Source organism: Aliiroseovarius subalbicans, assembly GCF_022678625.1.
Lineage (GTDB): Bacteria > Pseudomonadota > Alphaproteobacteria > Rhodobacterales > Rhodobacteraceae > Aliiroseovarius_A > Aliiroseovarius_A subalbicans.
This window is the reverse complement of sequence record NZ_JALBYQ010000002.1, coordinates 128,708-150,790: the sequence shown is the minus strand read 5'-3', so window position 1 is coordinate 150,790 and position 22,083 is coordinate 128,708. Positions and strand designations below refer to the sequence as shown.

The following is a 22,083-nucleotide window of genomic DNA, read 5'->3' as shown; positions in this document are numbered from 1 at the left end:
CGACCCTATGGGCGCCTATATCCTTCGGCGACTTCTGCTGATCATTCCGACGCTGATCGGGATCATGATCATCAACTTCACGCTGACCCAATTCGTCCCCGGCGGGCCGATCGAACAGATCATCGCCCAGATGGAGGGCGAAGGCGACGTGTTTGAAACCATTTCGGGCGGCGGAGAAGATGCTGGCGGTGGGGGCGGTGGAGGCGGTGATGAGCGCTACCTAGGTGCGCGTGGCCTGCCGCAGGATTTCCTGGATTCGCTAGAGCTGGAAATGGGCTTTGCCCGGCTGGTCTGCGACACTGGGTTCCAGGGCGAACCGGACCTGGACGCGCCGGAATGCGCCAAGGAAGAGATCCCGATCATGGAACGCTTCTTCATCATGATGGGCAATTACATGCGGCTGGATTTCGGCGAAAGCTACTTCCGTTCGATCGGCGTGTTCGAACTGGTCGCCGAAAAGCTGCCGGTGTCGATTACGCTGGGCCTGTGGTCGACGCTGATCGCTTACATCGTCTCGATCCCGCTGGGCATCAAGAAGGCCGTGAAGGACGGGTCGCGTTTTGACACCTGGACCTCCGGCTTCATCATCGTTGCCTATGCGATCCCCGGCTTTCTGTTCGCGATCCTGTTGCTCGTGGTCTTTGCAGGTGGGTCCTATTTCCAATGGTTCCCGCTCAGGGGGCTCACTTCGGACAATTGGGAGGATCTGTCGCTGATCGGCAAGGTGCTGGACTACTTCTGGCACATCACGCTTCCGGTGCTGGCCTCGACCATCGCCAGCTTTGCCACGCTCACCCTGCTGACGAAAAACAGCTTTCTCGATGAGATCAAGAAGCAGTATGTCGTCACCGCCCGCGCCAAGGGCGTGGCGGAAAACCGGGTGCTTTATGGCCATGTGTTCCGCAACGCCATGCTGATCGTCATTGCGGGCTTTCCCAGCCTGTTCCTGGGCGTGTTCTTCGGCGGCTCGGTCATCATCGAAACGCTGTTTTCGCTGGATGGTCTTGGCCGGCTGGGCTTCGAAGCCGCCCTGGCGCGCGATTATCCGGTCATCTTCGGCACGCTCTTCGTGTTCGGTATCGTTGGCCTTGTCGTCGGCATCCTGTCGGACCTGATGTATGTCTTCGTTGACCCGCGGATTGATTTCGAAGGAAGGGAGACATGACGCTGTCGCCCCTCAACCAACGCCGCTGGCGCAACTTTCGCCGCAACGGTCGTGCCTTCTGGTCGCTGATCATCTTCGTGATCCTGTTTGGCCTGTCGCTGTTTGCCGAGTTCCTGGCGAATGACAAACCGATCCTGGTCAGCTATCGCGGCGATCTGCATGCGCCGGTCCTGCGGTTCTATCCCGAAACGGCCTTCGGCGGCGATTTCAAGACCGAAGCGGTTTACAGCGACATCGAAGTGCAATGCCTGATCATCTCGGGCGGGCTTGAGGCCTGCTGGGACGACCCGGACGGCGTGATCGAGGACGCAGGCGACGGTGAGGTCGCGGGCGCGGCGATCCACAAAGGCTGGATGCTCTGGCCGCCGGTGCCCTACAGCTACAAAACGATCAACGACATCGGCGGTGCGGCGCCCTCGGCCCCGGATGCCAACCACCTTCTGGGCACCGACGACACCGCGCGCGACGTGCTGGCGCGGGTGATCTATGGCTTTCGCCTGTCTGTCTTCTTCACCCTGATCGTGACGGTTCTGACGTCGCTCATCGGCATCGCTGCGGGGGCGATCCAGGGCTATTTTGGCGGCTGGATCGACCTCATCTTCCAGCGCGTATTGGAGATCTGGTCTTCCACCCCGTCGCTTTACGTCATCATCATCCTGTTTGCGATCCTGGGGCGCAGCTTCTGGCTGCTTGTCTTTGTCACCGTGCTGTTTGGCTGGCCCGCCCTGGTGGGCGTGGTGCGCGCCGAATTCCTGCGTGCGCGCAATTTCGAATACGTGCGCGCCGCCCGTGCGCTGGGCGTGAAAAACCGCGTGATCATGTATCGCCACGTGTTGCCCAACGCGATGGTCGCCACGCTGACCATGCTGCCGTTCATCATCACCGGCACGATCTCCACATTGGCCACGCTGGACTTCCTGGGCTTCGGCCTGCCGTCGTCGTCCCCGTCCCTGGGTGAACTCACGCGTCAGGCGAAACAGAACTTGCAAGCGCCCTGGTTGGGCTTCACCGCCTTCTTCACCTTCTCGCTGCTGCTGTCGCTGCTGGTCTTCATCTTCGAAGGCGTGCGCGATGCGTTCGACCCCAGAAAGACGTTCAAATGAGTGTGCTTGAGGTCAAAGACCTGAATGTGTCGTTCCGGCAGGACGGCAAGACCCACCCGGCGGTGCGCGGTGTGTCCTTCACGATCGAGCGTGGCGAAACTGTCGCGCTGGTCGGCGAAAGCGGCTCGGGCAAGTCGGTGACGGCGCTGTCCACGGTCGAACTGCTGCCGGACTCAGCCCAGATCTCCGGCTCGGTGACCTATGAGGGGCGTGAGATGATCGGCGCCTCGCTCGCCGACCTGCGCGCTGCGCGCGGCAACGACATCAGCTTCATCTTTCAAGAACCGATGACCTCGCTCAATCCGCTGCACACGCTGGAAAAACAGCTCGCGGAATCGATCGAGCTGCACCAGGGCCTGCGCGGCGACGCGGTGCGCGCGCGCATCATCGACCTATTGAACAAGGTCGGCATCCGCGACCCGGAAACTCGGCTGAAAAGCTACCCGCACCAGTTGTCAGGTGGGCAGCGGCAGCGTGTGATGATTGCGATGGCGCTGGCCAACGGGCCGGAACTTTTGATTGCGGATGAACCCACAACGGCGCTGGACGTGACGATCCAGGCGCAGATTCTGGACCTGCTGGCTGATCTCAAAGACAGCGAAGGCATGTCGCTTTTGTTCATCACCCACGACCTGGGCATCGTGCGCAAGATCGCCGACAAGGTCTGCGTGATGAAGGACGGTGAGATCGTCGAAGCGGGCCCGACGGCCGAGATTTTCGCCAACCCCCGGCACCCCTATACCCGCACGCTGCTTGAGGCCGAAAGCACCGGTCGCCCCGACCCGGTGCCTGCGGACGCGCCCGAGATCGCGCGCACGGATGACCTGCGCATTTGGTTTCCCATCACCCGCGGCCTGATGCGCCGCACGGTGGGGCATATCAAGGCGGTGAATGCGGCATCTTTCACGGTGCGGGCGGGCGAAACCGTGGGCATCGTGGGCGAAAGCGGGTCAGGCAAGACCACGCTGGCCTTGGCGGTGATGCGGCTGATTTCATCCGACGGGCCGGTGCTGTTCCTGGGGGACGATATCCAGGGCTGGAAATCCAAGGACCTGGCGCCGCTCCGGCGCGACATGCAGATCGTATTTCAGGACCCCTATGGCTCTCTCTCACCGCGCATGACTTGCGAAGAGATCATTGCCGAAGGCCTGTCCGTGCACGGGCTTGAACCGGGGCGCAATCGATCCGAGATGGTGGCCGAGATCATGGAGGAGGTCGGGTTGGACCCGACCACGATGCACCGGTATCCGCACGAGTTTTCCGGCGGGCAGCGCCAGCGCATCGCGATTGCACGCGCGATGATCCTGCGCCCGAAACTGGTGGTGCTGGACGAACCGACCTCGGCGCTGGACATGACGGTGCAGGTGCAGATCGTCGACTTGCTGCGCAACCTGCAAAAGAAATATGGCCTGGCCTATCTGTTCATCTCGCACGACCTGCGGGTGGTGCGCGCACTGGCGCACAAGGTGCTGGTGATGCGGACGGGCGATATTGTCGAAAGCGGCACGGCGGACGAGATTTTTGACGCGCCGCAGACGGATTACACCCGCGCCCTGATGGCGGCGGCGTTCGATCTGCAGGTGCGCGAAGGCGCCGCGGACTAGCATAGATTTCGGTCAGGCGGGATGAGCGGTGCTCAGGACGGGCCCAAAACCTTACAGGCAGTTGAACGCGCTTCGAGCCGACGACAGGCCAGACTGGCCTCTTCCTTCGTCAATCCGACGAAATTCGCGTGCCAGCCGTTCGACCGTTTCACGACCTTGCGCAGCGCCTCGTCCAGCGTGCCCAGTTCTTTCAGCGCGGTTTTCAGCAGCACCCGTTCGGCCTGGTATCGTGATCCCAAAACGCCCACATTTACGCCCCAGTGACGTCCGCCTGATGTGGACATGCGCGTCACGACTTCGGGGGCTTCAGGGACAGGGGCGGCGGCGGGGTTGAGCGAGGCCAGGACAATCGTGGCCGGGCGCGGCTGTGGGGCCGGCGCGGTTGCGGGCGCAGTGGCGGTCGCATTGACGGTGTCGGCCACGATCTGGGCCGTGACCGTTTCCGGTGCGGAGTCGGTTTCAACAGGAGTGGCTTCGGCGACGACAACGGCCTCTTCCACCGCGTCTGCGACGCTTTCCTGCAAGGCAAGAAGCAGCTCTTGCGGCGCGGCTTGGGTCGGGCGTGGCACCGGGCGGGCGCTGGTCTTCGGCGCCCCGGTCACACGGATGATCTTGCCACCCCCCGTTGGCGCGCCGTCATAGACCGGCAGGGCGGGGCGGCGCACGGCCACACGCGTCGGCGCACGGCGAAAGCCCAGGTCCATCAGCTCGGCCACCTGCGCGTTGCGCGATGCGGTCGATCGGCCGCCGAACACGGTGGTGATGATGCGCTCGTTGCCCCGTTCGGCCGAGGCGACAAGGTTGAAGCCTGCCGCACGGGTATAGCCCGTCTTGATCCCGTCCGCGCCGCGATAGGCGTTCAGGAACCGGGTGTTTGTGTTGTTCACGGTCTTCACACCTGCATGGGTCGAGCGGCGCGAAAACAGGTTGTAATAATCAGGGTAGTCGTAAAACAGGTGTCGCCCCAGCGTGGTCATGTCCCGCGCGGTCGACATATGCCCGCTTTCGGTCAGGCCGTGGGCGTTCTTGAACCGTGTGCGCGTCATGCCCAGTGCCTTGGCGGTGCGGTTCATGCGTCGGGCAAAAGCCGCTTCGGACCCCGACACCGCAATGCCAATGGCCGTGGCCGCATCGTTGGCAGACTTCACGGCAGCGGCGCGGATGAGAAATCGCAGTTTGATTTTCTGTCCCGTGCGCAGACCCAGCTTCGAGGGCGGCTCAGCCGAAGCCTTGGACGGGATCGTTACGGTGGTATCCAGCGAAATCTCGCCGTTCTTGATCGCTTCGAAGGCGACGTAGAGCGTCATCATCTTGGTCAGCGATGCCGGGTGCAGCTGCGTGTCGGCGTTGCGCGAATGCAGCACCTTACCCGAGCGCGCGTCGATCACCATCGCCGCGTATGGCGCAGCAATAGACGCAAGCGGCGCAAGCACCGTCACACAGCTTAGAACTGCAAGGAAAAGCCCAATACGGGCGTACTGCCTCAGACGTGTTTGCACGTCGCCACCTATGATCTGCCTCAAGCGCCGGATCTTTTGCCCAGCTGATTTGCGCCAAAGGTAGCACGGGTCGTCAGATCGGAAAACACCTTATTTTCAAGTGGTTTGACCGTGTCCCTCAAGTCACGCTAGATGTGGTGTGATGGCGACGGCCCGTCCCCACATCTATTCCAGCGCGGCGACAATATCGGGCAGGGCGCCCAGGTCGGGAATTTCGCGAAATCGACGGTGCTTTGGGGGCACAGCATGTTCCAGCGCCCAGGTCAGATCATGCGGTACATGAACCCCCCAAGCACCGGCCTCGATCGCCGGAATCACATCAGATTTCAAAGAGTTGCCCACCATCACGGCATGCTCTGCCCCGTCGTAACGGGCAAAGATGTCGTGGTAGATTTGCGGCGTTTTGTGGGACACGATCTCGACCCCGTCGAACAACTCTCCCAGCCCCGATTGCGCCAGTTTTCGCTCCTGATCCAGCAAATCGCCCTTGGTGATTAGCACAATTGTGTGGGCCTCAGTCAGCGCCGAGATCGCCTCTGCGGCATGGGGTAGCAGGTGGATCGGATGCGCCAGCATCTCTTGTCCGGCCTCGATCAGCTGGCGGATCACGCGGGCGGGAACGCGCTCCTCTGTGACTTCAATGGCGGTTTCGATCATTGAAAGGACGAACCCCTTGATCCCGAACCCATACTGGCCCAGGTTGCGACGCTCGGCCTCCAACAGCCGTGCAGCCAGGTGATCTGGCGCGGCATATTCGGCCAGCAGGGCCGCGAATCGCGCTTGCGTCAGCTGAAAGAACCGTTCGTTCTGCCACAGCGTATCGTCGGCATCGAAACCAATTGTTGTGACTTTTGCGCCCATTCTGTATGTGCCTCGCAGCCGTTCGTGACCCCGGCCCCTTTTCACCGGGGCCGCAAGGCCTATATTGTGCGGACCAAGAGCCCAGAAATACAAGACCCGGAGACGCGCGTGCGCTTTGAGCCCCTGATGATGGCGAACAAGGATGAACCGGACGGCGATGCCGATCTGGCCCTGGCCACCAAGCCCAAGACCAAGCGGCCGCCGATGTACAAGGTCATGCTTCTCAACGACGATTTCACGCCGATGGAATTCGTCGTGATGGTTTTGGAACGGTTCTTCGGCATGAACCACGCCCAGGCGTTTGAAATCATGCTGACGGTGCACAAAAAGGGTCTGGCCGTGGTCGGCGTGTTCAGCCACGAGGTGGCCGAGACCAAGGTCACTCAAGTCATGCAGGCCGCGCGAGAGCACCAGCACCCGCTGCAATGCACGATGGAACGCGAGTAACGTCATGGCCCCGTCCCGTTTGACCCTTGCGCTGGAAAACGGCGCGTTGCTGCTGCCCGCTGACGGGCGCATTGCAGTGTTCGCCGCCCCTGCGGGCACCGACCTGTCTGCCCTTGAGAAAAACCGGACCCAGATCATCCAGGGCCAGTTTCCCGACTATGCCGCCTGGGTGCGGGCAGGGTGGGACACGCAGGTCTCGCCCAAGGGCGAATTTGCCGCCGCGGTGGTCTTCGTGCCACGCGCGAAGGCGGCGGCGCGGGCCCTGGTGCATCAGGCTTCGCAGGTCACAGGCGCCGGGCTGATCGTGCTGGACGGGCAAAAGACCGACGGGATCGACAGCTTGATGAAGGCGGTAAAAGTGCTGCAACCGCTAGATGGAAGCTTTTCCAAAGCGCATGGCAAGCTGGCCTGGTTCACCGGCGGAGATTTCACCGACTGGGGCGCGCGCGATACCACGCTGGCCGGGGGCTTTGTCACCCGTCCCGGCGTCTTTTCCGCTGATGCGCCTGACAAAGGCTCGGTCGCGCTGGTTGAGGCCTTGCCAAAAGACCTGACGGGTCGGGTGGTGGACCTTGGCGCTGGCTGGGGTTTTCTGGCGCGGGACATTCTGGGGCGCGACGGGGTGACCCATCTGGACCTGATCGAGGCCGACCACGCCGCGCTGACCTGTGCCCGGCGCAACATCGACGATGCGCGGGCGGAATTCGTCTGGGGTGACGCGACCAGCTTTGAGCCCAAGGCGCTGGCCGATATCGTTATCTCAAACCCGCCCTTCCACGTCGGCCGCGCGGGTGATCCCGGGCTGGGCCGCGCCTTCATCCGGGCGGCGGCGCGCATCCTGAAACCCACCGGGCAGTTTTTCATGGTTGCGAACCGTCACTTGCCCTATGAGGCCGAGCTGGCTGAGCAGTTTCGCGAAGTCGCGGAGATCGGTGGCACGCCCGGCTTCAAAGTGTTGCACGGTGCGAAGCCCCGTCGCCAGAGGCGATAAACTCAGCTAGGCTCGCGCAGGAATCAGGAGGTTCCCATGTCCTTTTCAATCAAAGGCAAGACCGCCATTGTCACCGGTGCTGCCAACGGCGTTGGTTTGGCCATCGCGCGCCATTTTGCGGACAAGGGCGCGAATGTGATCTGCGCGGACATGGACGAGGGTAAGCTGCGCGACGAATGGGGCGAAAACCCGGACCCTGATGCCGAGGAAAGCCAGAACACGCGCTATTTCGCCGGGGACCTGCGCGAAAAGCTGACCATTGCGAACCTTCTGTCGTTTACCGTCGATGCGTTCGAGCGTGTCGATATCCTGGTGAACGCAAGCCGCCAGGTGATGACCTCGGACCCGCTGGACGCCGACGACAAGACGGTCCAGACCCTGCTGGATCAGAACCTGATGACCAGTCTGAGGCTGAGCCAGCTGATCGCGTGCCGCATGATCAAGCAGGGCGAGGCGCTATCGGAAGAAGAGCAGGACACGCCGTTGGGTGCGATCGTGAACCTGTCGTCGATTGCGGCGACGCGCACGCAGCCGGGCCTGATGGCGTTCTCCATCGCCAGCGCGGCGCTGGACCAGATGACCCGTTCCCTGGCGGTCGCCCTGGCCCCGCACCGCATTCGCGTGAACGCGGTCAGCTTCGGCAGCGTGATGAGCGCAAGCCTGATGGGCGCGATCCGCGACAGCGAAGAAACCCGAACTGACGTGATTGACGGCACCCCCCTGGGGCGCATCGCAGAAGCCAGCGAAGTGGCCGAAGCGGCCCAGTTCCTGGCCTCGGACGGCGCGGCGTTCATGACCGGGCATGTGATGACCGTGGACGGTGGGCGCAGCCTGGTCGACGTGGTGGGCGACCCGACGCACTAAGCGCTAGGGTAAGTCGCTGCACATTGGGCATAGTCCCGTTGCAACTCGACCTGCCGTTTTTGCAGCGCTGCAAGTTTCGCGCGTTCTGCTGCCGGGTCGATGCTGACCCTGCGATAGCTGGGAGTGTCCGTGCCGGTGCAAACGCTCAGAGTGCCGCCCGGGGTCGCACAAAATTGCACCCCCACCCGCACATTCGTGCGCACCGGTAGATAGGCATATCCGCGCCGCAGATTATCCCTGACCTCGTCGATCTGGGCGTCGATGTCCGAGATCTGGTGCCGCACCCGTGCCTCGCAATTCTGCTGCGGTGTGCAGGCGGCGAGGGTCAATGGGATCAAGGCGGCAAATATCAGGTGGCGCATGGCGGTTGTCCTTTCGACGTCAGGATAACGGGTCGCAGGCCTGAGTGAAATCTCACCGTTTCCCTGTCGGTGGAATCCCGCTAACACGGGGGGTGAAAAAGGGGGATCCGAATGACCGAATTGATGACCGAGCAGAAAACCCGCGCCAGCGCCTGGTTCCGCACGTTGCGCGACGAAATTGTTGCCGCCTTCGAAGGGCTGGAGGACAGCCAGACCACCGGACCTTTTGCATCCAACGCACCGGGCCGCTTTGAGGTCACGGAAACGACCCGCGCCAGCGACGATGGCTCGGACGCGGGCGGTGGCCTGATGTCGGTGATGCGCGGCGGTCGGGTGTTTGAAAAAGTCGGCGTCAACGTGTCCACGGTTTACGGCACGCTGGGCGAGGCCGCGCAGGGCGCGATGGCCGCCCGTGGCGTGCCCGGCATCAAGGACGACCCGCGCTTCTGGGCCTCGGGCATCAGCCTGGTTGCCCATATGCAGAACCCGCACACCCCGGCGGTGCACATGAACACGCGCATGTTCTGGACCCCGGGTGCCTGGTGGTTCGGCGGCGGATCGGACCTGAACCCCTGCATCGAGTATGACGAGGACACCGCGCATTTTCATGGCGTTCAGAAACAGCACCTCGACCCGCATGGAACCGCGCTTTATCCCGAGCTGAAGGCCTGGGCGGACGAGTATTTCTTTGTCCCGCACCGGGGCCGCGCGCGCGGGGTTGGCGGCATTTTCATGGACGACCGCAATTCCGGCGATTGGGAGGCGGATTTCGCCCTGACCCAGGACATCGGCCGCGCCTTCCTGCCCGCTTTCGTCCCAGTGACCGAAAAGCGGCGCGACACCGCGTGGAGCGAGGCCGACAAGGACGCGCAACTGGTGCACCGCGGCCTCTATGCCGAATACAACCTGGTCTATGACCGCGGCACGAAATTCGGCCTGGCCACCGGGCATGACGCCAATGCGGTGCTGATGAGCCTGCCGCCGATGGCGAAATGGGTCTGAGCGGGGTGAAAACCGCCCTTGTCACCGGGGCCGCGCGGGGCATTGGCCTGGCGACAACGCGGTTGTTTCTGGAGCTAGGCTGGCAGGTCGCGATGATCGACCGGGACGGGCCGGCGCTGTCGGCTGCCAGCGAAGGACTGGAGGATGTCCTGCCCGTGCTTTGCGATGTGTCGCAACCCGATCAGGTCGATGCGATGGTGGCTGAGGTCCTGCACGCCTTCGGCGGCATCGACGCTTTGGTGAACAATGCAGGGGTGGCCGATTTTGGCCCCATCGCGGACACGGATTTCGCCCGCTGGCGTACGGTGATGGAGACCAACCTGGACGGGGTCTTTCTGTGTTCGCAAGCCTGTCTAGAACCGCTCAAGGAAAGCGGCGGCGCGATCGTGAACATCGCGTCGATCTCGGGCCTGCGCGCGTCCACCCTGCGCGTGGCCTATGGCACGTCGAAGGCAGCGGTGATGCACCTGACCCAGCAACAGGCGGTGGAATTGGGCGAGTTTGGCGTGCGCGCCAATTGCGTCTGCCCCGGCCCGGTGGCGACCAAGCTGGCAATGGCAGTGCACAGCCAGGACATCATCGACGCCTACCACGATGCGATCCCGCTGAACCGGTATGGATCGGAACAGGAAATTGCCGAAGTCATCACCTTCCTGTGCTCGGACAAAGCCAGTTTCGTCACTGGCCAGGTGATTGCAGCAGATGGTGGTTTTCAAAGCACCGGCATCGGGTTGCCCGCGCTTAGGCCATAGCCACGGCGCAGCGCCCACCCATGCCAGCGTTGGCGCGCGGGGCGGGACGGTTTCCTCCCACCCCGCTGCGCCGGGGTAGGGTTAGCCTTCGCGCACCGCGTCGATCATGCGCTGCACGTTGTCGGGGTCCGCATCCGGCGTGATGCCGTGGCCCAGGTTGAAGATGTGCGGGCCGTTCGAGAACGCCTTCACGATCCGCTTGGTGTCGTCCACCAGCGCCTGTCCGCCCGTCACCATGTGCGACGAGGCCAGGTTGCCTTGCACACAGCCATCGACCTGAACGTTCGCGGCGGCCCATTCGGCGGACACGGAATTGTCCAGTGCGACACAATCTGCGCCGGTGGCCTTGGCAAAGCCTATATAGCCGTCGCCCGCTTCACGCGGGAAGGCGATGATTGGCGTGTTCGGATGGCGCGCCTTCAGGGCGGCAATGATCTGTTTTGTCGGCTCCAGCGCGTATTTGGTGAACGCTTCGCCCTTCAGGGACCCGGCCCAGCTGTCGAAAATCTTGACGACTTCGGCGCCCGCGTCGATCTGGCGCGACAGGTATTCGATCGTCGCCTCGGTGATGCGCGCCATCAGGGCATCGAACACCTCAGGATGCTCACGCATCAGCGCATGTGCCGGACCTTGATCCTTGGTGCCGCGCCCGGCGATCATATAGGTCGCCACGGTCCAGGGCGCGCCGGCAAAGCCGATCAGAGTGGTCTCCTTCGGCAATTCGCGCGACAGGATCTTCACGGTTTCATAGATCGGCGCCAGAACCTCGTCGATGTCGGCGACCAGGCCCAGCTTGGCCAGATCATCAGCGCCGGTGATGGTCGACAGGCGCGGCCCTTCGCCGGTGACGAACCACAGGTCGGCCCCCAGCGCCTGCGGCACCAGCAGAATGTCGGCAAACAGGATCGCGGCGTCAAAGCCATAGCGACGGATCGGCTGCAGCGTGACTTCGGCGGCCAGTTCGGGGTTGTAGCACAGCGACAGGAAATCCCCCGCCTGCGCCCGCGTGGCGCGATATTCGGGCAGATAACGGCCTGCCTGGCGCATCATCCAGATCGGCGGCGTGGGCAGGGTTTCACCGGCAAGGGCGCGCAGGATGGTCTTTGTCATCGGGTTGTCCTTTTCGCGATTTCACGCGGTGGTGCGGCAGGCGCGACCCATTGTCAAGTTCGGGGGCATGGACAGGCCCATTTGTCGCGTCTAAATGGGGGGTATGGTGAACAATCTTCCGACCCCCGCCCAACCGCTGAAAATCGGCACCCGAGGCTCGCCGCTGGCGCTGGCCCAGGCTTTTGAAACCCGCCGCCGTCTTGGCGCTGCGTTCGACCTGCCCGACGAGGCGTTCGAGATCGTGGTGATCAAGACCACCGGCGACGACCGCTCGATGATCGACGCGGACCGACCGCTGAAGGAAATCGGCAACAAGGGGTTGTTCACCAAAGAGATCGAAGAGGCGATGCTGGACGGCTCCATCGACATCGCGGTGCATTCGATGAAGGACATGCCGGTCGAACAGCCCGACGGTCTGGTGTTGGACTGCTACCTGCCGCGCGAAGACACGCGGGATGCCTTCGTGTCACTAAAATTCAATTCCATCGCAGATTTGCCGCAGGGCGCCGTGGTTGGCACCTCGTCGCTGCGCCGCAAGGCCCAGCTTCTCAACCGCCGACCGGACCTGACAATTGTCGAGTTTCGTGGCAACGTGCAGACCCGGCTGAAGAAACTGGGCGACGGCGTGGCCGAAGCGACGTTCCTGGCGCAAGCCGGACTGAACCGGCTGGGCATGGACGACGTGCCCGCGACTGCGATTCCGACCACAGACATGCTGAACGCTGTGGCGCAAGGCGCGATCGGCATTGAACGGCGCGAGGAAGACGCGCGCACCACCGACATGCTGGCAGCGATACATGACGTTGAAACCGGCCAGCGCCTGGCCGCAGAACGCGCCTTTCTGGGCGCGCTGGACGGATCGTGCGAAACCCCGATCGCGGGGCTGGCCACACTTGAGGGCGGCACTTTGACCCTCAAGGGTGAAATCCTGCGCACCGATGGCTCCGAAGCGCTCGCAGATACGGTGTCAGGGCTCATCGCGGACGGCCCGGCCCTGGGGCGCCAGCTTGCCGAAACCCTGCTGGCGCGCGCTGGCGACGGCTTCTTCGACTGGCGCTGAACGGCCCGGCCCCACCCAGATTTCCAAGGAGGGTCCGCGTCAGCGGGCTTGACGGAAAAGCGGAACCTCAGTCCGGCAGCACCTTGCCCGGGTTCATGATGCCTTTGGGGTCCAGCACCCCTTTGATTTGACGCATCACGCGCAGCGCCACGGGGTTTTTGCGTCGCGCCATCGAGGGTTTCTTCGACAGGCCGATGCCATGCTCGGCCGAGAACGACCCGCCCAGTGCGCCCACCACGTCTTCGACCTTTTCCATCACCGGATCGACCAGCGTCGGGTCCGATGGGAACACCGCATAGTGGATGTTGCCATCCCCCAGATGCGCCACGCACAGGCTGTCGGCCCCCCGGTCCAGCCGCGGCAATTCTTCGGCCATGCGCTCCAGGAACACGCTGACCTTGTCCAGCGGCACGGCGATATCGTTGTTGACCAGGGGCTGGCGGTCCAGCGTGACCTCGGCGGCGGCCTCGCGCCGCTCCCACATCTCGGTGCGCTGGGCATCGTTCTGCGCGATCACCGCGTCCAGCACCGCGCCCTCCTCCATCAGACCAGCCAGGACCTCTTCAAGGTAGTCGACAATCGGCACCGAGCCATCCGCAGCAAGCGCGGCATCCCGCGCGGCGGTCGCGCCGACCTCGACCAGGATGTTGACCTCATGACGCGCGGCGAACGGCGCGCGCGCGCCGGTCTTGGCGATATGTGCGTCGATATAGCTGGCGGGCATGTATTCGAACGCCTCGACCGCGCCGCCGGTGGCCTCCTGCAATCGGTTCAGCAAATCGAGCGCCTGCGCCAGCCCGGGGGCCGCGACCATCGCGGTGGCATAGGCACGCGGTTTCGGCGACAGCTTCAGCACCGCCGCGGTGATCACGCCCAGAGTGCCTTCGGAGCCGATGAACAGATCCTTCAGGTCATAGCCTGAATTGTCCTTGTGCAGCTCGCTCATCAGCTCCAGCACCTCGCCGTCGGGCAACACGATCTCAAGCCCCAGGCACAAGGCCCGCGTATTGCCGTAACGGACGACGTTCGACCCGCCGGCATTGGTGGCCAACATGCCGCCAATCATGCACGAGCCCTTGGCGCCGAAGGTCATCGGAAACACCAGGTCGTGGGCCTCGGCCGCGTCATGCAGCGCGCTCAGAACCACGCCGGCCTCGACAATGGCGATGCGCGCTTCCGGGCGCAGGTCGCGCAGCGCGTTCATCCTGTCGACCGACAGCATCACGGCCCCTCGGCCGAAAGCTCCGCCAGATAGCCCGGTGTTGCCCCCCACCGGCACCACCGGCGTCCCGGTGTCGTGGGCCAGGGCCATCACGCGGCTGACCTCATCGGTGTTTGCAGGCCGCACCACGCACAGGGGCGCACCCTTGTACTTGCCGATCCAGTCGCTGTCCCACCGCGCCGTGTCGGCACCGGTCAGCACATGGCGTGCGCCGATGATCCCGCGCAGCTCGTCCAGAATGTCCATGAAATCCTCCCGCATCTGTGTTTGAAGGCTACTGCGCAAAGACCTCGCTGACAATGAACCACACCTTGACCTTCCCCGGTCAAAGCATCACTTTGCCCCCAAGAGGCAAGGAGCAGAAATTGGCCCAGAGCACAGCCCCGTTTTCCCGGTTCGAATGGATGATCGCCTGGCGATACCTGCGTGCGCGCAAGGCTGAGGGCGGGGTCAGCACAATGACCTGGATCAGCCTGATCGGCATCACCTTGGCGGTGGCCGCGCTGATCATCACCCTGGCCGTGCGCACCGGGTTTCGCGACGAATTCGTCGACACCATCCTGGGTGCGAATGCCCATGTGACGGTGTTTTCGCAGGCCTATGTGAACGAAACCGGCCAGACCGTGCGCACCATTCCCGACTATGCCGACTGGGCCAGCCGCATCGCCGCCGTGCCCGGCGTGACCCGTGCCGCGCCTTTGGTGAAAGGCCAGGTCATGGCCAACAAGGGCCAGGTGAACGCGGGTGTCGAGGTCTATGGCATCACCTATGACGACCTTCTGACCATCCCCCGCATCGCCCAACCCGAGGTGGCCCAGGGCGACATTCGCGCCTTTGATCAGGGCATCGCGATCGGATCAGGCGTGGCACAAGCGCTTGGCGTCGGGGTCGGTGACAAGATCAAGATCATTTCGCCCAATGGCGTGAAGACCGCCTTTGGCACCTCGCCGCGGGTGAATGCCTATGACATCACCTATATCTTCACCGCCGGGCGTTGGGATATCGACCGCACGCGGGTCTATCTGCCCTTTGTCGAGGCGCAAAGCTTCTTCAACCGCGAAGGTGTGGCCGATGAGATCGAAGTGATGGTGGCCGATCCCGAAGGCGTGGACAAGCTGCTGTTGCCTATGATGCAGGCGGCCAGCCCGCTGGCAACCGTCTGGACCTGGCGCGACCGATCCGGCGCCTTCCTGCGCGCGCTGGATATGGAGGATAGCGTGATGTTCATCATCCTGTCCGTGCTGGTCCTGATCGCCTCGATGAACATCATCTCGGGCCTGATCATGCTGGTGAAGAACAAGGGGCGCGACATCGGTATCCTGCGCACGATGGGCCTGACCGAAGGGTCCGTGCTGCGCGTGTTCTTCCTGTGTGGGTCGGTCACCGGGCTGGTCGGCACCATCGCGGGGGTCATCCTGGGCTGCCTGTTCGCGATCTATATCGACGCAGTGTTTTCCTTCGTGAACTACGTTGCAGGCGGCGGCGTCTGGGATCCGTCGATCCGCGGCATTTATCGCCTACCTGCCAAGTTGGAGTTCTGGGACGTGGCCAGCGCGGTGGTCCTGTCGCTGGGCCTGTCGTTCATCGTCACCATCTTTCCTGCCCGCCGCGCGGCGCGCATGAACCCGGTCGAGGCCTTGCGATATGAATGATCCGGTCCTGAAGCTTGACGGGTTGACCAAGGTCTACAACGCAGGTGACCCCGGCGAGGTGAACGTGCTGCGCGGTGCGTCGCTGGAGATTGCACGCGGCGAGGTCGTGGCACTGGTCGCCCCCTCCGGCGCAGGAAAATCGACTCTGCTGCACATCGCTGGCCTGTTGGACACGCCCGACACCGGACGGGTGGAGATCGGCGGACGCGACATGTCGGCGCTGTCGGATCGCAAACGCACCGACGTGCGGCGCAACCAGGTCGGCTTCATCTACCAGTTTCACCACCTGCTGCCCGAGTTCTCGGCCGAGGAAAATATCGTGCTGCCGCAGCTTGCCAACGGTGTGGGGCAGGGGGGCGCGGCCACCCGCGCGCGCGACCTGCTGGCCCGCGTGGGCGTGGCCGACCGCGCCAGCCACCGCCCGGCGGAACTGTCCGGCGGCGAACAGCAACGCGTCGCCTTTTGCCGCGCGCTGGCCAATGCGCCCGCGCTTTTGCTGGCCGATGAGCCCACCGGCAACCTCGACCCCGAAACCTCGGACACCGTGTTCGCCACGCTGATGGAGCTGGTGCGCGAAACCGGGCTGTCGGCGCTGATCGCCACCCACAACCTTGAGCTTGCGGCCCGGATGGACCGGGTGCTGCGGTTGGACAACGGCGTGGTCAGTGCGGGGTAAAGCGCTCCTCACAGCGCTCCTGGCCTTTTCGCCGCTCACGGCCTGGGCCGAGACCCTTGTGGCGCGAGTTGATATCTCGGATCAGACGATGGCGGTCAGCCTGGATGGCGACGCCCTCCATATCTGGCCCGTGTCCACCGCCCGGCCGGGCAAATTCACGCCCGTTGGCACCTTCCACCCGCAATCGCTGCGCCGCATGCATTATTCGTCGCTTTACAACAACGCGCCGATGCCCTGGTCGATCTTTTTCTACGGAAACTTCGCGATCCACGGCACCACGGCGGTTGAGCTGCTGGGCTGCCCGGCCTCGGCAGGCTGCATTCGCCTTGCGCCGGAAAACGCCGAAGTGCTCTATGGTCTGGTGTTGCAGGCGGGCTTCGCCGATACTTGGATCATCGTGCAAGAGTGACGCCCGCATGGGGCACGTCGCAGGGAGAATGAGATGTTGAGAATAACCAGCCTGAGCCTTCTGGCCGCTTTCACCCTGACAGGCTGCAATCTGCCGCCGCAAACCGGCGAGGAGCTGTTCGCCGCCAATTGCGCGGTCTGCCACGGCTCGGACGCGAAAGGCGGCGGGATGGAGCTGGCAGAAGACCTGACCACGCTGACAACCCGCCACGGCGGCACCTTCCCCACGGCATTCGTGATGTCCACCATCGACGGCTATGCCAAGGCCGACACCCACGGCCCGATGCCGGAATTCGGCGTGCTGTTGAAAGGTGACATGGAGGTCTGGACCGATCCGAACGGCGTGCCGACACCCACGCCGAGTGGGTTGCTGAAGCTGGCGAATTATCTGGAGAGCATTCAGGGCTGAGGGTTCGCCACTCCCAAAGCCAAATGCCCCGCCCGGACGATAGGCCGGGCAGCGCCCGACCCTCCCCACGGGAGGGCGCTTCCGCAATGTTGTGATCTTGATAGGTGTTCCGTGTGGGCCCCAAATACGTCACTGCGCCCACCCAGGGTCGAGCGCTGCCCTACTGCCTCCGCATGAGAGCATGGTAGTGGTCGAGTGTGTTTTCAAAAAATCGCGCTTGGGTTGATTTCTCGAAGTCAAAGCAAAGCACAGCAAGTTCATCACTGTTCCCTAGGAACCACTTCGCTTTCCCGACATCGAAGTTAGAACGTGCTGTTGTGTCGACAATGTGAAAGAAAACCCCGTTTGCAAAAATCCGAAAAAAAGGTTCTGGCTTTTCAGTAGCTAAAGGTCGTTCGAGGTTCATTGGAGTGAGATTGTGCATAGGCCCCTTTGTGGCATATTGAAACATCTTTACGGGAAATTCGTTTGGCTCGAATTCCCTTTTGCCAAGTGTAACTAAGCGTGCACTTTCCAGAATGTCATTTGGGACATTGAACTCATGCATAGCGGGCAAATCTGATGAACCTGCTCGCCAAAGTAAGCTGACCGCAAATACACCGAGAGCAGTTTGGTCAACCCCCTCCAAAAGTCTGATCCCAAGGAGCGCTTCCTCGTCATTCGCTATGTGGTCGATGCCCAGTTCATCCTGGTCTCTCCAAGACTTCCAAATGAGTTTGTGCTCTGACAGAATCCTCAATGCCGAGGAGTCAATCTCGGCCAGGTGGTCCTCTCCTTTTCTAATGACCAAGCTGGGATCATACCAGCTATCCCATTGTCGTTTAGGTCGCTTTTTTCCATCAGCTTCAACGAGCGGCCCGCCGGGGTCTTCTTTCGGGGTTAGGGCTTTGGGAATTATGTGGCTTTTTACAAACTTGCCAGGATTCCCGGTAAGCCTGCAAACTCCAAAAGCATCTGCCTTAATAGGTTTTCCCCTCAAACATCCAACTCCTCCACGAACCGCGCGTTTTCCTGGATGTATTCGAACCGTTTCTCGGGCTTCTTGCCCATCAGGCGCTCGACCAGGTCGCCGGTCTCCCCCGGTTCGTCCTCATCAATCGTGACACGGATCAGGGTGCGGGATGCGGGGTCCATGGTGGTTTCCTTCAGGTCCTTCGCGTCCATTTCGCCCAGACCCTTGAAGCGGGAAACGTCGATCTTGCCTTTGCCGCCCAGGCCCTTCTCCAGCCAGGCATCGCGCTCGGCCTCATCCACGCAGTAAACCCGCTTGGCACCCTGGGTCAGGCGAAACAGCGGCGGGCAGGCCAGATACAGGTGGCCGGTATCGATCATCGGGCGCATCTGGGTAAAGAAGAACGTCATCAGAAGGGCCGCGATATGGGCGCCGTCCACGTCCGCGTCGGTCATGATGATGATCTTGTCATAGCGCAGGTCATCGACGTTGAACCGCGTGCCAAGCCCGACGCCAAGCGCCTGGGTCAGGTCGTTGATCTCGGCGTTCGAGCCCAGTTTCGACGACGCCGCCCCCAGCACGTTCAGGATCTTGCCGCGCAGGGGCAACAGCGCCTGCGTCTTGCGGTTGCGCGCCATCTTGGCCGAGCCGCCGGCGCTGTCGCCCTCAACGATGAACAGCTCGGTCCCCTCGCGGTTGGTGGCAGAACAATCGGTCAGCTTGCCGGGCAGACGCAGCTTTTTCGTCGCGGTCTTGCGCTGGGTTTCTTTTTCTTGTCTGCGTTTCAGGCGCTCCTCGGCGCGCAGCACCAGGAAATCCAGGATCGCGCCGGCCGATTTCGTGTCAGATGCCAGCCAGTTGTCGAAATGGTCGCGGACTGAGTTTTCCACCATCCGGCTGGCGCTTTCCGTCGACAGCCGGTCCTTGGTCTGGCCCACGAAGCTGGGGTCGGCGATGAAGCAGGACACCAGCGCGCAGCCGCCGGTCATCAGGTCATCACGGGTGATCGAGGCGGCCTTCTTGTTGCCCACCAATTCACCGTAAGCCTTGATCCCCTTCAGGATCGCGGCCCAAAAGCCGGTGACATGGGTGCCGCCCTCGGGCGTGGGCACGGTGTTGCAGTAGGACTGGATGAAACCATCGCGCGACGGCGTCCAATTGATCGCCCATTCGACATAGCCTGGCTCGCCAAACTTCTCGCGAAACTCGACCTTCCCGCCGAAGGGCAGATCGGCATAGGTCGAGGCACTGCCCAGCGTTTCCTTGAGGTAATCGGACAGGCCGCCGGGGAAGTGGAACACCGCATCGGTGGGGGTTTCGCCGTCGTCAATATGGCTCTTCCAGCGGATTTCAACGCCCGAGAACAGATAGGCCTTCGACCGCGCCAGGGTGAACAGGCGTTTCGGTTTGAACCGGTGCTTGCCGAAAATCTCTTCGTCCGCGTGGAAAGTCACCTCGGTGCCGCGCCGGTTGGGGGCAGCACCAATCTTTTCGACCGGGCCCAGCGGGATGCCGCGCGAAAACCGTTGCTCGAACAGCTCTTTGTTCTTGGCAACCTGCACGACCAGACTGTCGGACAGCGCGTTCACAACCGACGAGCCGACCCCATGCAGACCACCCGAGGTCTGATACGCCTTGCCGGAAAATTTGCCACCCGCGTGCAGCGTGCACAGGATGACCTCAAGCGCGGATTTATCCGGGAATTTCGGGTGCGGATCGATCGGAATGCCGCGGCCGTTGTCGGTGACCGTGACGGAATAATCCGCGTTCAGCGTCACTTCGATCCGGTTCGCGTGCCCCGCCACTGCCTCGTCCATCGAGTTGTCGAGGATTTCCGCCACCATGTGATGCAGCGCGCGTTCATCTGTGCCGCCGATGTACATGCCAGGGCGCTGGCGCACAGGCTCCAGCCCCTCCAACACTTCGATGGAGGACGCGTCGTAATCGTCCGGGCCGGTGCCGGTCAGAAGATCGTTCATGCGGGGCTGCTCTTTTTGCTTTTCATTGACGCGTAGTATGGCAGAGCAGGGGGGGAGGGTCTAGCGGTCCGCGAAGGGATCGTCCTCATACCCCACCCCCGCCAAATACAGTCCGTCGGAGGAACAGACCGGGCCGCAGGCGGTGCGGTCGCGGGCATCAAGCGCGGTCCGGATGTCGTCGGGGGCCCAAGAGCCGCCGCCGACCTGTTCCAGCGATCCGACGATGCTGCGGACCTGGTTGTGCAGGAAACTGCGGGATCGGATATGGAAACGGAATTCGGTTCCGTGGGGAATGTCGTGCGCTTCAATGCGCAGTTCATCCAATGTTTTCATCGGGCTTTTCGCCTGGCAATAGGTTGACCGGAAGGTGGTGAAATCGTGGTGGCCGATCAGGTGCTCGGCGCCTTCGCGCATGGCTTCCAGATCCAGTTTTCGCGCCACGCGCCACGCCAGGCCTTTGTCGTGGGTCAGTGGCGCGCGACGGTTCACGATTCGGAACAGATAGCGGCGCTCGGTGGCCGAAAACCTTGCGTGAAAATCATCCGCGACCGGCGCACAGGCCAGGATCGCGACGGGGGCCGGTTTCAGGTGGTGGTTCAAAGCCTCGGACAGGCGGAACGGGTCCCAATCGCGGGTCAGGTCCACGTGGGCGACCTGCGCGAGGGCATGCACGCCCGCGTCCGTACGACCAGCGGCGGCGATGGTCTCAACCGTGGGATCAAGCTTGCGCAGGGCTGTTTCCACGGCTTCCTGCACCGAAGGGAATTCCTTCTGGCGCTGCCAGCCCGCGAAGGGCTGGCCATTGTATTCGATTTTCAACGCGTATCTGGGCATGGGGCACAGGTAGTTTGAAGCGCGGGATTGGGCAAGCGGTGAGGCGGGGGCCTAGCGTGAGCGCAGCAGCCCGACGATGTCGTAGGTCTGCTCAAGGATCGGCTGGGCAATCGCCTCGGCTTTTTCCGCACCTTTGGCCAGGATCGCGTCAATTTCGTCCGGCTGCGCCATCAGGCGGGCCATTTCCTGGCTGATAGGGGCCAGTTTGTCGACCGCCAGATCGGCCAGCGCCGGTTTGAATTTGCCCCAGCCCGCGCCGGCGTATTCCGTGATCACCGCCTCGGACGTGCTGTCGGACAGGGCCGCGTAGATATCCACAAGGTTGCGCGCCTCGGGCCGGTCTTTCAGGCCGTCCAGCGTGTCGGGCAGGGCGTCGGGGTCGGTGCGGGCTTTGCGGAACTTCTTGGCGATCGTGTCGGCGTCATCTGTCATGTTGATACGCTCCATGTCGCTTTCACCCGACTTCGACATTTTCTTGGACCCGTCGCGCAGGTTCATCACCCGCGTCGCGGGGCCTTCGATGATCGGTTCGGGCTGCGGAAAGAAATCTTCGGCCTTGAAGTCGTGGTTGAACTTGGCAGCGATGTCGCGCGTCAGCTCGACATGCTGTTTCTGATCCTCGCCCACGGGCACGTGGGTGGCGTGATAGAGCAGGATGTCAGCCGCCATCAGCGACGGATAGGCGTAAAGGCCCAAGGAGGCCTTTTCGGCGTTCTTACCCGCTTTGTCCTTGAACTGGGTCATCCGGTTCATCCAGCCCAGCCGCGTGACGCAGTTGAAGATCCAGGCAAGCTCGGCATGGGCCGCGACCTGGCTTTGGTTGAACAGGATCGAGCTGTTGGGGTCGATGCCGGAGGCGAGGAAGCCCGCGGCCACTTCGCGTGTCTCGTTCCGCAGCTCGGCAGGGTCCTGCCAGACGGTGATCGCGTGCAGGTCCACCACACAATAGACGGTTTCAAACGCTGGCCCCTGCATGTCCACAAAGCGCTTGATCGCGCCCAGGTAATTGCCAAGGGTCAGACCGCCCGAAGGCTTGATGCCCGAAAACACGCGAGGGGTGTGGCTGGTCATGATGACGCTCCGTCTGGATTTCTGGTTCCGGCTCGCTTACCCATGTGGGAAAGGCCCGTC

At 62.7% G+C, this 22,083-nt stretch carries 22 protein-coding genes; 13 read left to right on the top strand and 9 right to left on the bottom strand.

The features are described 5' to 3' along the window. Positions 1 to 7: 7 nt before the first annotated feature. From MN188_RS08495 to MN188_RS08485, 3 genes are read left to right on the top strand one after another with little or no spacing between them, the layout of a single operon-like run. A complete protein-coding gene (locus tag MN188_RS08495) occupies positions 8 to 1,165 on the top strand; it encodes a microcin C ABC transporter permease YejB (protein ID WP_242107880.1) in 1,158 nt (385 codons plus the stop codon). Beyond that, a complete protein-coding gene (locus MN188_RS08490) occupies positions 1,162 to 2,268 on the top strand; it encodes an ABC transporter permease (RefSeq protein ID WP_242107878.1) in 1,107 nt (368 codons plus the stop codon). Before MN188_RS08495 ends, MN188_RS08490 begins: the two co-directional genes overlap by 4 nt. Next, positions 2,265 to 3,872 (top strand): ABC transporter ATP-binding protein, encoded by a 1,608-nt coding sequence (locus tag MN188_RS08485; protein ID WP_242107876.1) that lies wholly within the window; start codon positions 2,265 to 2,267, stop codon positions 3,870 to 3,872. The genes MN188_RS08490 and MN188_RS08485 overlap by 4 nt, the downstream gene beginning before the upstream one ends. A 32-nt stretch (positions 3,873 to 3,904) precedes the next feature. On the opposite strand, the gene MN188_RS08480 is transcribed toward MN188_RS08485, so the two are convergent. Then, positions 3,905 to 5,311 (bottom strand): D-alanyl-D-alanine carboxypeptidase family protein, encoded by a 1,407-nt coding sequence (locus MN188_RS08480; RefSeq protein ID WP_420838972.1) that lies wholly within the window; start codon positions 5,309 to 5,311, stop codon positions 3,905 to 3,907. A 225-nt stretch (positions 5,312 to 5,536) separates the two neighbouring features. Then, a complete protein-coding gene (locus tag MN188_RS08475; RefSeq protein ID WP_242107874.1) occupies positions 5,537 to 6,232 on the bottom strand; it encodes an HAD family hydrolase in 696 nt (231 codons plus the stop codon). Positions 6,233 to 6,358: 126 nt separating this feature from the next. On the opposite strand from MN188_RS08475, the gene clpS reads away from it, so the two are divergent. From clpS to MN188_RS08460, 3 genes are read left to right on the top strand one after another with little or no spacing between them, the layout of a single operon-like run. After that, a complete protein-coding gene (clpS, locus tag MN188_RS08470) occupies positions 6,359 to 6,679 on the top strand; it encodes an ATP-dependent Clp protease adapter ClpS (protein WP_242108946.1) in 321 nt (106 codons plus the stop codon). Positions 6,680 to 6,683: 4 nt separating this feature from the next. Beyond that, entirely contained in the window at positions 6,684 to 7,670 is a 987-nt protein-coding gene (locus tag MN188_RS08465) for a class I SAM-dependent methyltransferase (protein WP_242107872.1), read from the top strand. A 36-nt stretch (positions 7,671 to 7,706) separates the two neighbouring features. Beyond that, a complete protein-coding gene (locus MN188_RS08460; protein ID WP_242107870.1) occupies positions 7,707 to 8,534 on the top strand; it encodes an SDR family NAD(P)-dependent oxidoreductase in 828 nt (275 codons plus the stop codon). Here MN188_RS08460 and MN188_RS08455 read toward each other — a convergent pair. Next, positions 8,531 to 8,896: a hypothetical protein gene (locus MN188_RS08455; RefSeq protein WP_242107868.1), complete on the bottom strand. Its 366-nt coding sequence runs from the start codon at positions 8,894 to 8,896 to the stop codon at positions 8,531 to 8,533. The genes MN188_RS08460 and MN188_RS08455 overlap by 4 nt on opposite strands. 111 nt (positions 8,897 to 9,007) lie before the next feature. Here MN188_RS08455 and hemF point away from each other — a divergent pair, with 111 nt between their 5' ends. Continuing rightward, positions 9,008 to 9,898: an oxygen-dependent coproporphyrinogen oxidase gene (gene hemF / locus MN188_RS08450; protein WP_242107866.1), complete on the top strand. Its 891-nt coding sequence runs from the start codon at positions 9,008 to 9,010 to the stop codon at positions 9,896 to 9,898. Continuing rightward, the gene (locus MN188_RS08445; protein WP_242107863.1) at positions 9,889 to 10,650 is read left to right on the top strand and encodes an SDR family NAD(P)-dependent oxidoreductase; all 762 of its coding nucleotides are present in this window, start codon (positions 9,889 to 9,891) and stop codon (positions 10,648 to 10,650) included. The genes hemF and MN188_RS08445 overlap by 10 nt, the downstream gene beginning before the upstream one ends. Before the next feature lie 81 nt (positions 10,651 to 10,731). Here the strand turns inward: MN188_RS08445 and hemE are convergent, their stop codons facing one another. Then, complete coding sequence (gene hemE, locus MN188_RS08440) at positions 10,732 to 11,760, bottom strand: uroporphyrinogen decarboxylase (RefSeq protein ID WP_242107860.1); 1,029 nt, start codon at positions 11,758 to 11,760, stop codon at positions 10,732 to 10,734. Positions 11,761 to 11,863: 103 nt separating this feature from the next. On the opposite strand from hemE, the gene hemC reads away from it, so the two are divergent. After that, the gene (hemC, locus tag MN188_RS08435; RefSeq protein WP_242107858.1) at positions 11,864 to 12,820 is read left to right on the top strand and encodes a hydroxymethylbilane synthase; all 957 of its coding nucleotides are present in this window, start codon (positions 11,864 to 11,866) and stop codon (positions 12,818 to 12,820) included. Between the two features lie 67 nt (positions 12,821 to 12,887). Here hemC and MN188_RS08430 read toward each other — a convergent pair whose 3' ends face one another. Next, entirely contained in the window at positions 12,888 to 14,288 is a 1,401-nt protein-coding gene (locus tag MN188_RS08430; RefSeq protein WP_242107855.1) for an FAD-binding oxidoreductase, read from the bottom strand. 158 nt (positions 14,289 to 14,446) lie between these two features. On the opposite strand from MN188_RS08430, the gene MN188_RS08425 reads away from it, so the two are divergent. The 4 genes from MN188_RS08425 to MN188_RS08410 are packed head-to-tail and all read left to right on the top strand — an operon-like array spanning position 14,447 to position 17,187. Continuing rightward, complete coding sequence (locus MN188_RS08425) at positions 14,447 to 15,694, top strand: lipoprotein-releasing ABC transporter permease subunit (protein ID WP_420838975.1); 1,248 nt, start codon at positions 14,447 to 14,449, stop codon at positions 15,692 to 15,694. Further along, positions 15,687 to 16,370, top strand: coding sequence for an ABC transporter ATP-binding protein (locus tag MN188_RS08420; RefSeq protein ID WP_242107850.1), 684 nt, complete (start codon positions 15,687 to 15,689; stop codon positions 16,368 to 16,370). Before MN188_RS08425 ends, MN188_RS08420 begins: the two co-directional genes overlap by 8 nt. Positions 16,371 to 16,428: 58 nt before the next feature. Next, on the top strand, positions 16,429 to 16,779 hold the full coding sequence (locus MN188_RS08415; RefSeq protein WP_242107848.1) for a L,D-transpeptidase: 351 nt from the start codon (positions 16,429 to 16,431) through the stop codon (positions 16,777 to 16,779). Between the two features lie 33 nt (positions 16,780 to 16,812). Then, positions 16,813 to 17,187: a c-type cytochrome gene (locus tag MN188_RS08410; protein ID WP_242107846.1), complete on the top strand. Its 375-nt coding sequence runs from the start codon at positions 16,813 to 16,815 to the stop codon at positions 17,185 to 17,187. Between the two features lie 160 nt (positions 17,188 to 17,347). Here the strand turns inward: MN188_RS08410 and MN188_RS08405 are convergent, their stop codons facing one another. From MN188_RS08405 to trpS, 4 genes are read right to left on the bottom strand one after another with little or no spacing between them, the layout of a single operon-like run. Then, positions 17,348 to 18,166, bottom strand: a complete 819-nt coding sequence (locus tag MN188_RS08405; protein WP_242107837.1) for a hypothetical protein — start codon at positions 18,164 to 18,166, stop codon at positions 17,348 to 17,350. Further along, complete coding sequence (gene parE, locus MN188_RS08400) at positions 18,163 to 20,118, bottom strand: DNA topoisomerase IV subunit B (protein ID WP_242107827.1); 1,956 nt, start codon at positions 20,116 to 20,118, stop codon at positions 18,163 to 18,165. The genes MN188_RS08405 and parE overlap by 4 nt, the downstream gene beginning before the upstream one ends. A gap of 60 nt (positions 20,119 to 20,178) precedes the next feature. Continuing rightward, the gene (truA, locus tag MN188_RS08395) at positions 20,179 to 20,952 is read right to left on the bottom strand and encodes a tRNA pseudouridine(38-40) synthase TruA (RefSeq protein WP_242107826.1); all 774 of its coding nucleotides are present in this window, start codon (positions 20,950 to 20,952) and stop codon (positions 20,179 to 20,181) included. Positions 20,953 to 21,003: 51 nt separating this feature from the next. Further along, positions 21,004 to 22,023, bottom strand: a complete 1,020-nt coding sequence (gene trpS / locus MN188_RS08390) for a tryptophan--tRNA ligase (protein ID WP_242107824.1) — start codon at positions 22,021 to 22,023, stop codon at positions 21,004 to 21,006. Positions 22,024 to 22,083 lie beyond the last annotated feature (60 nt).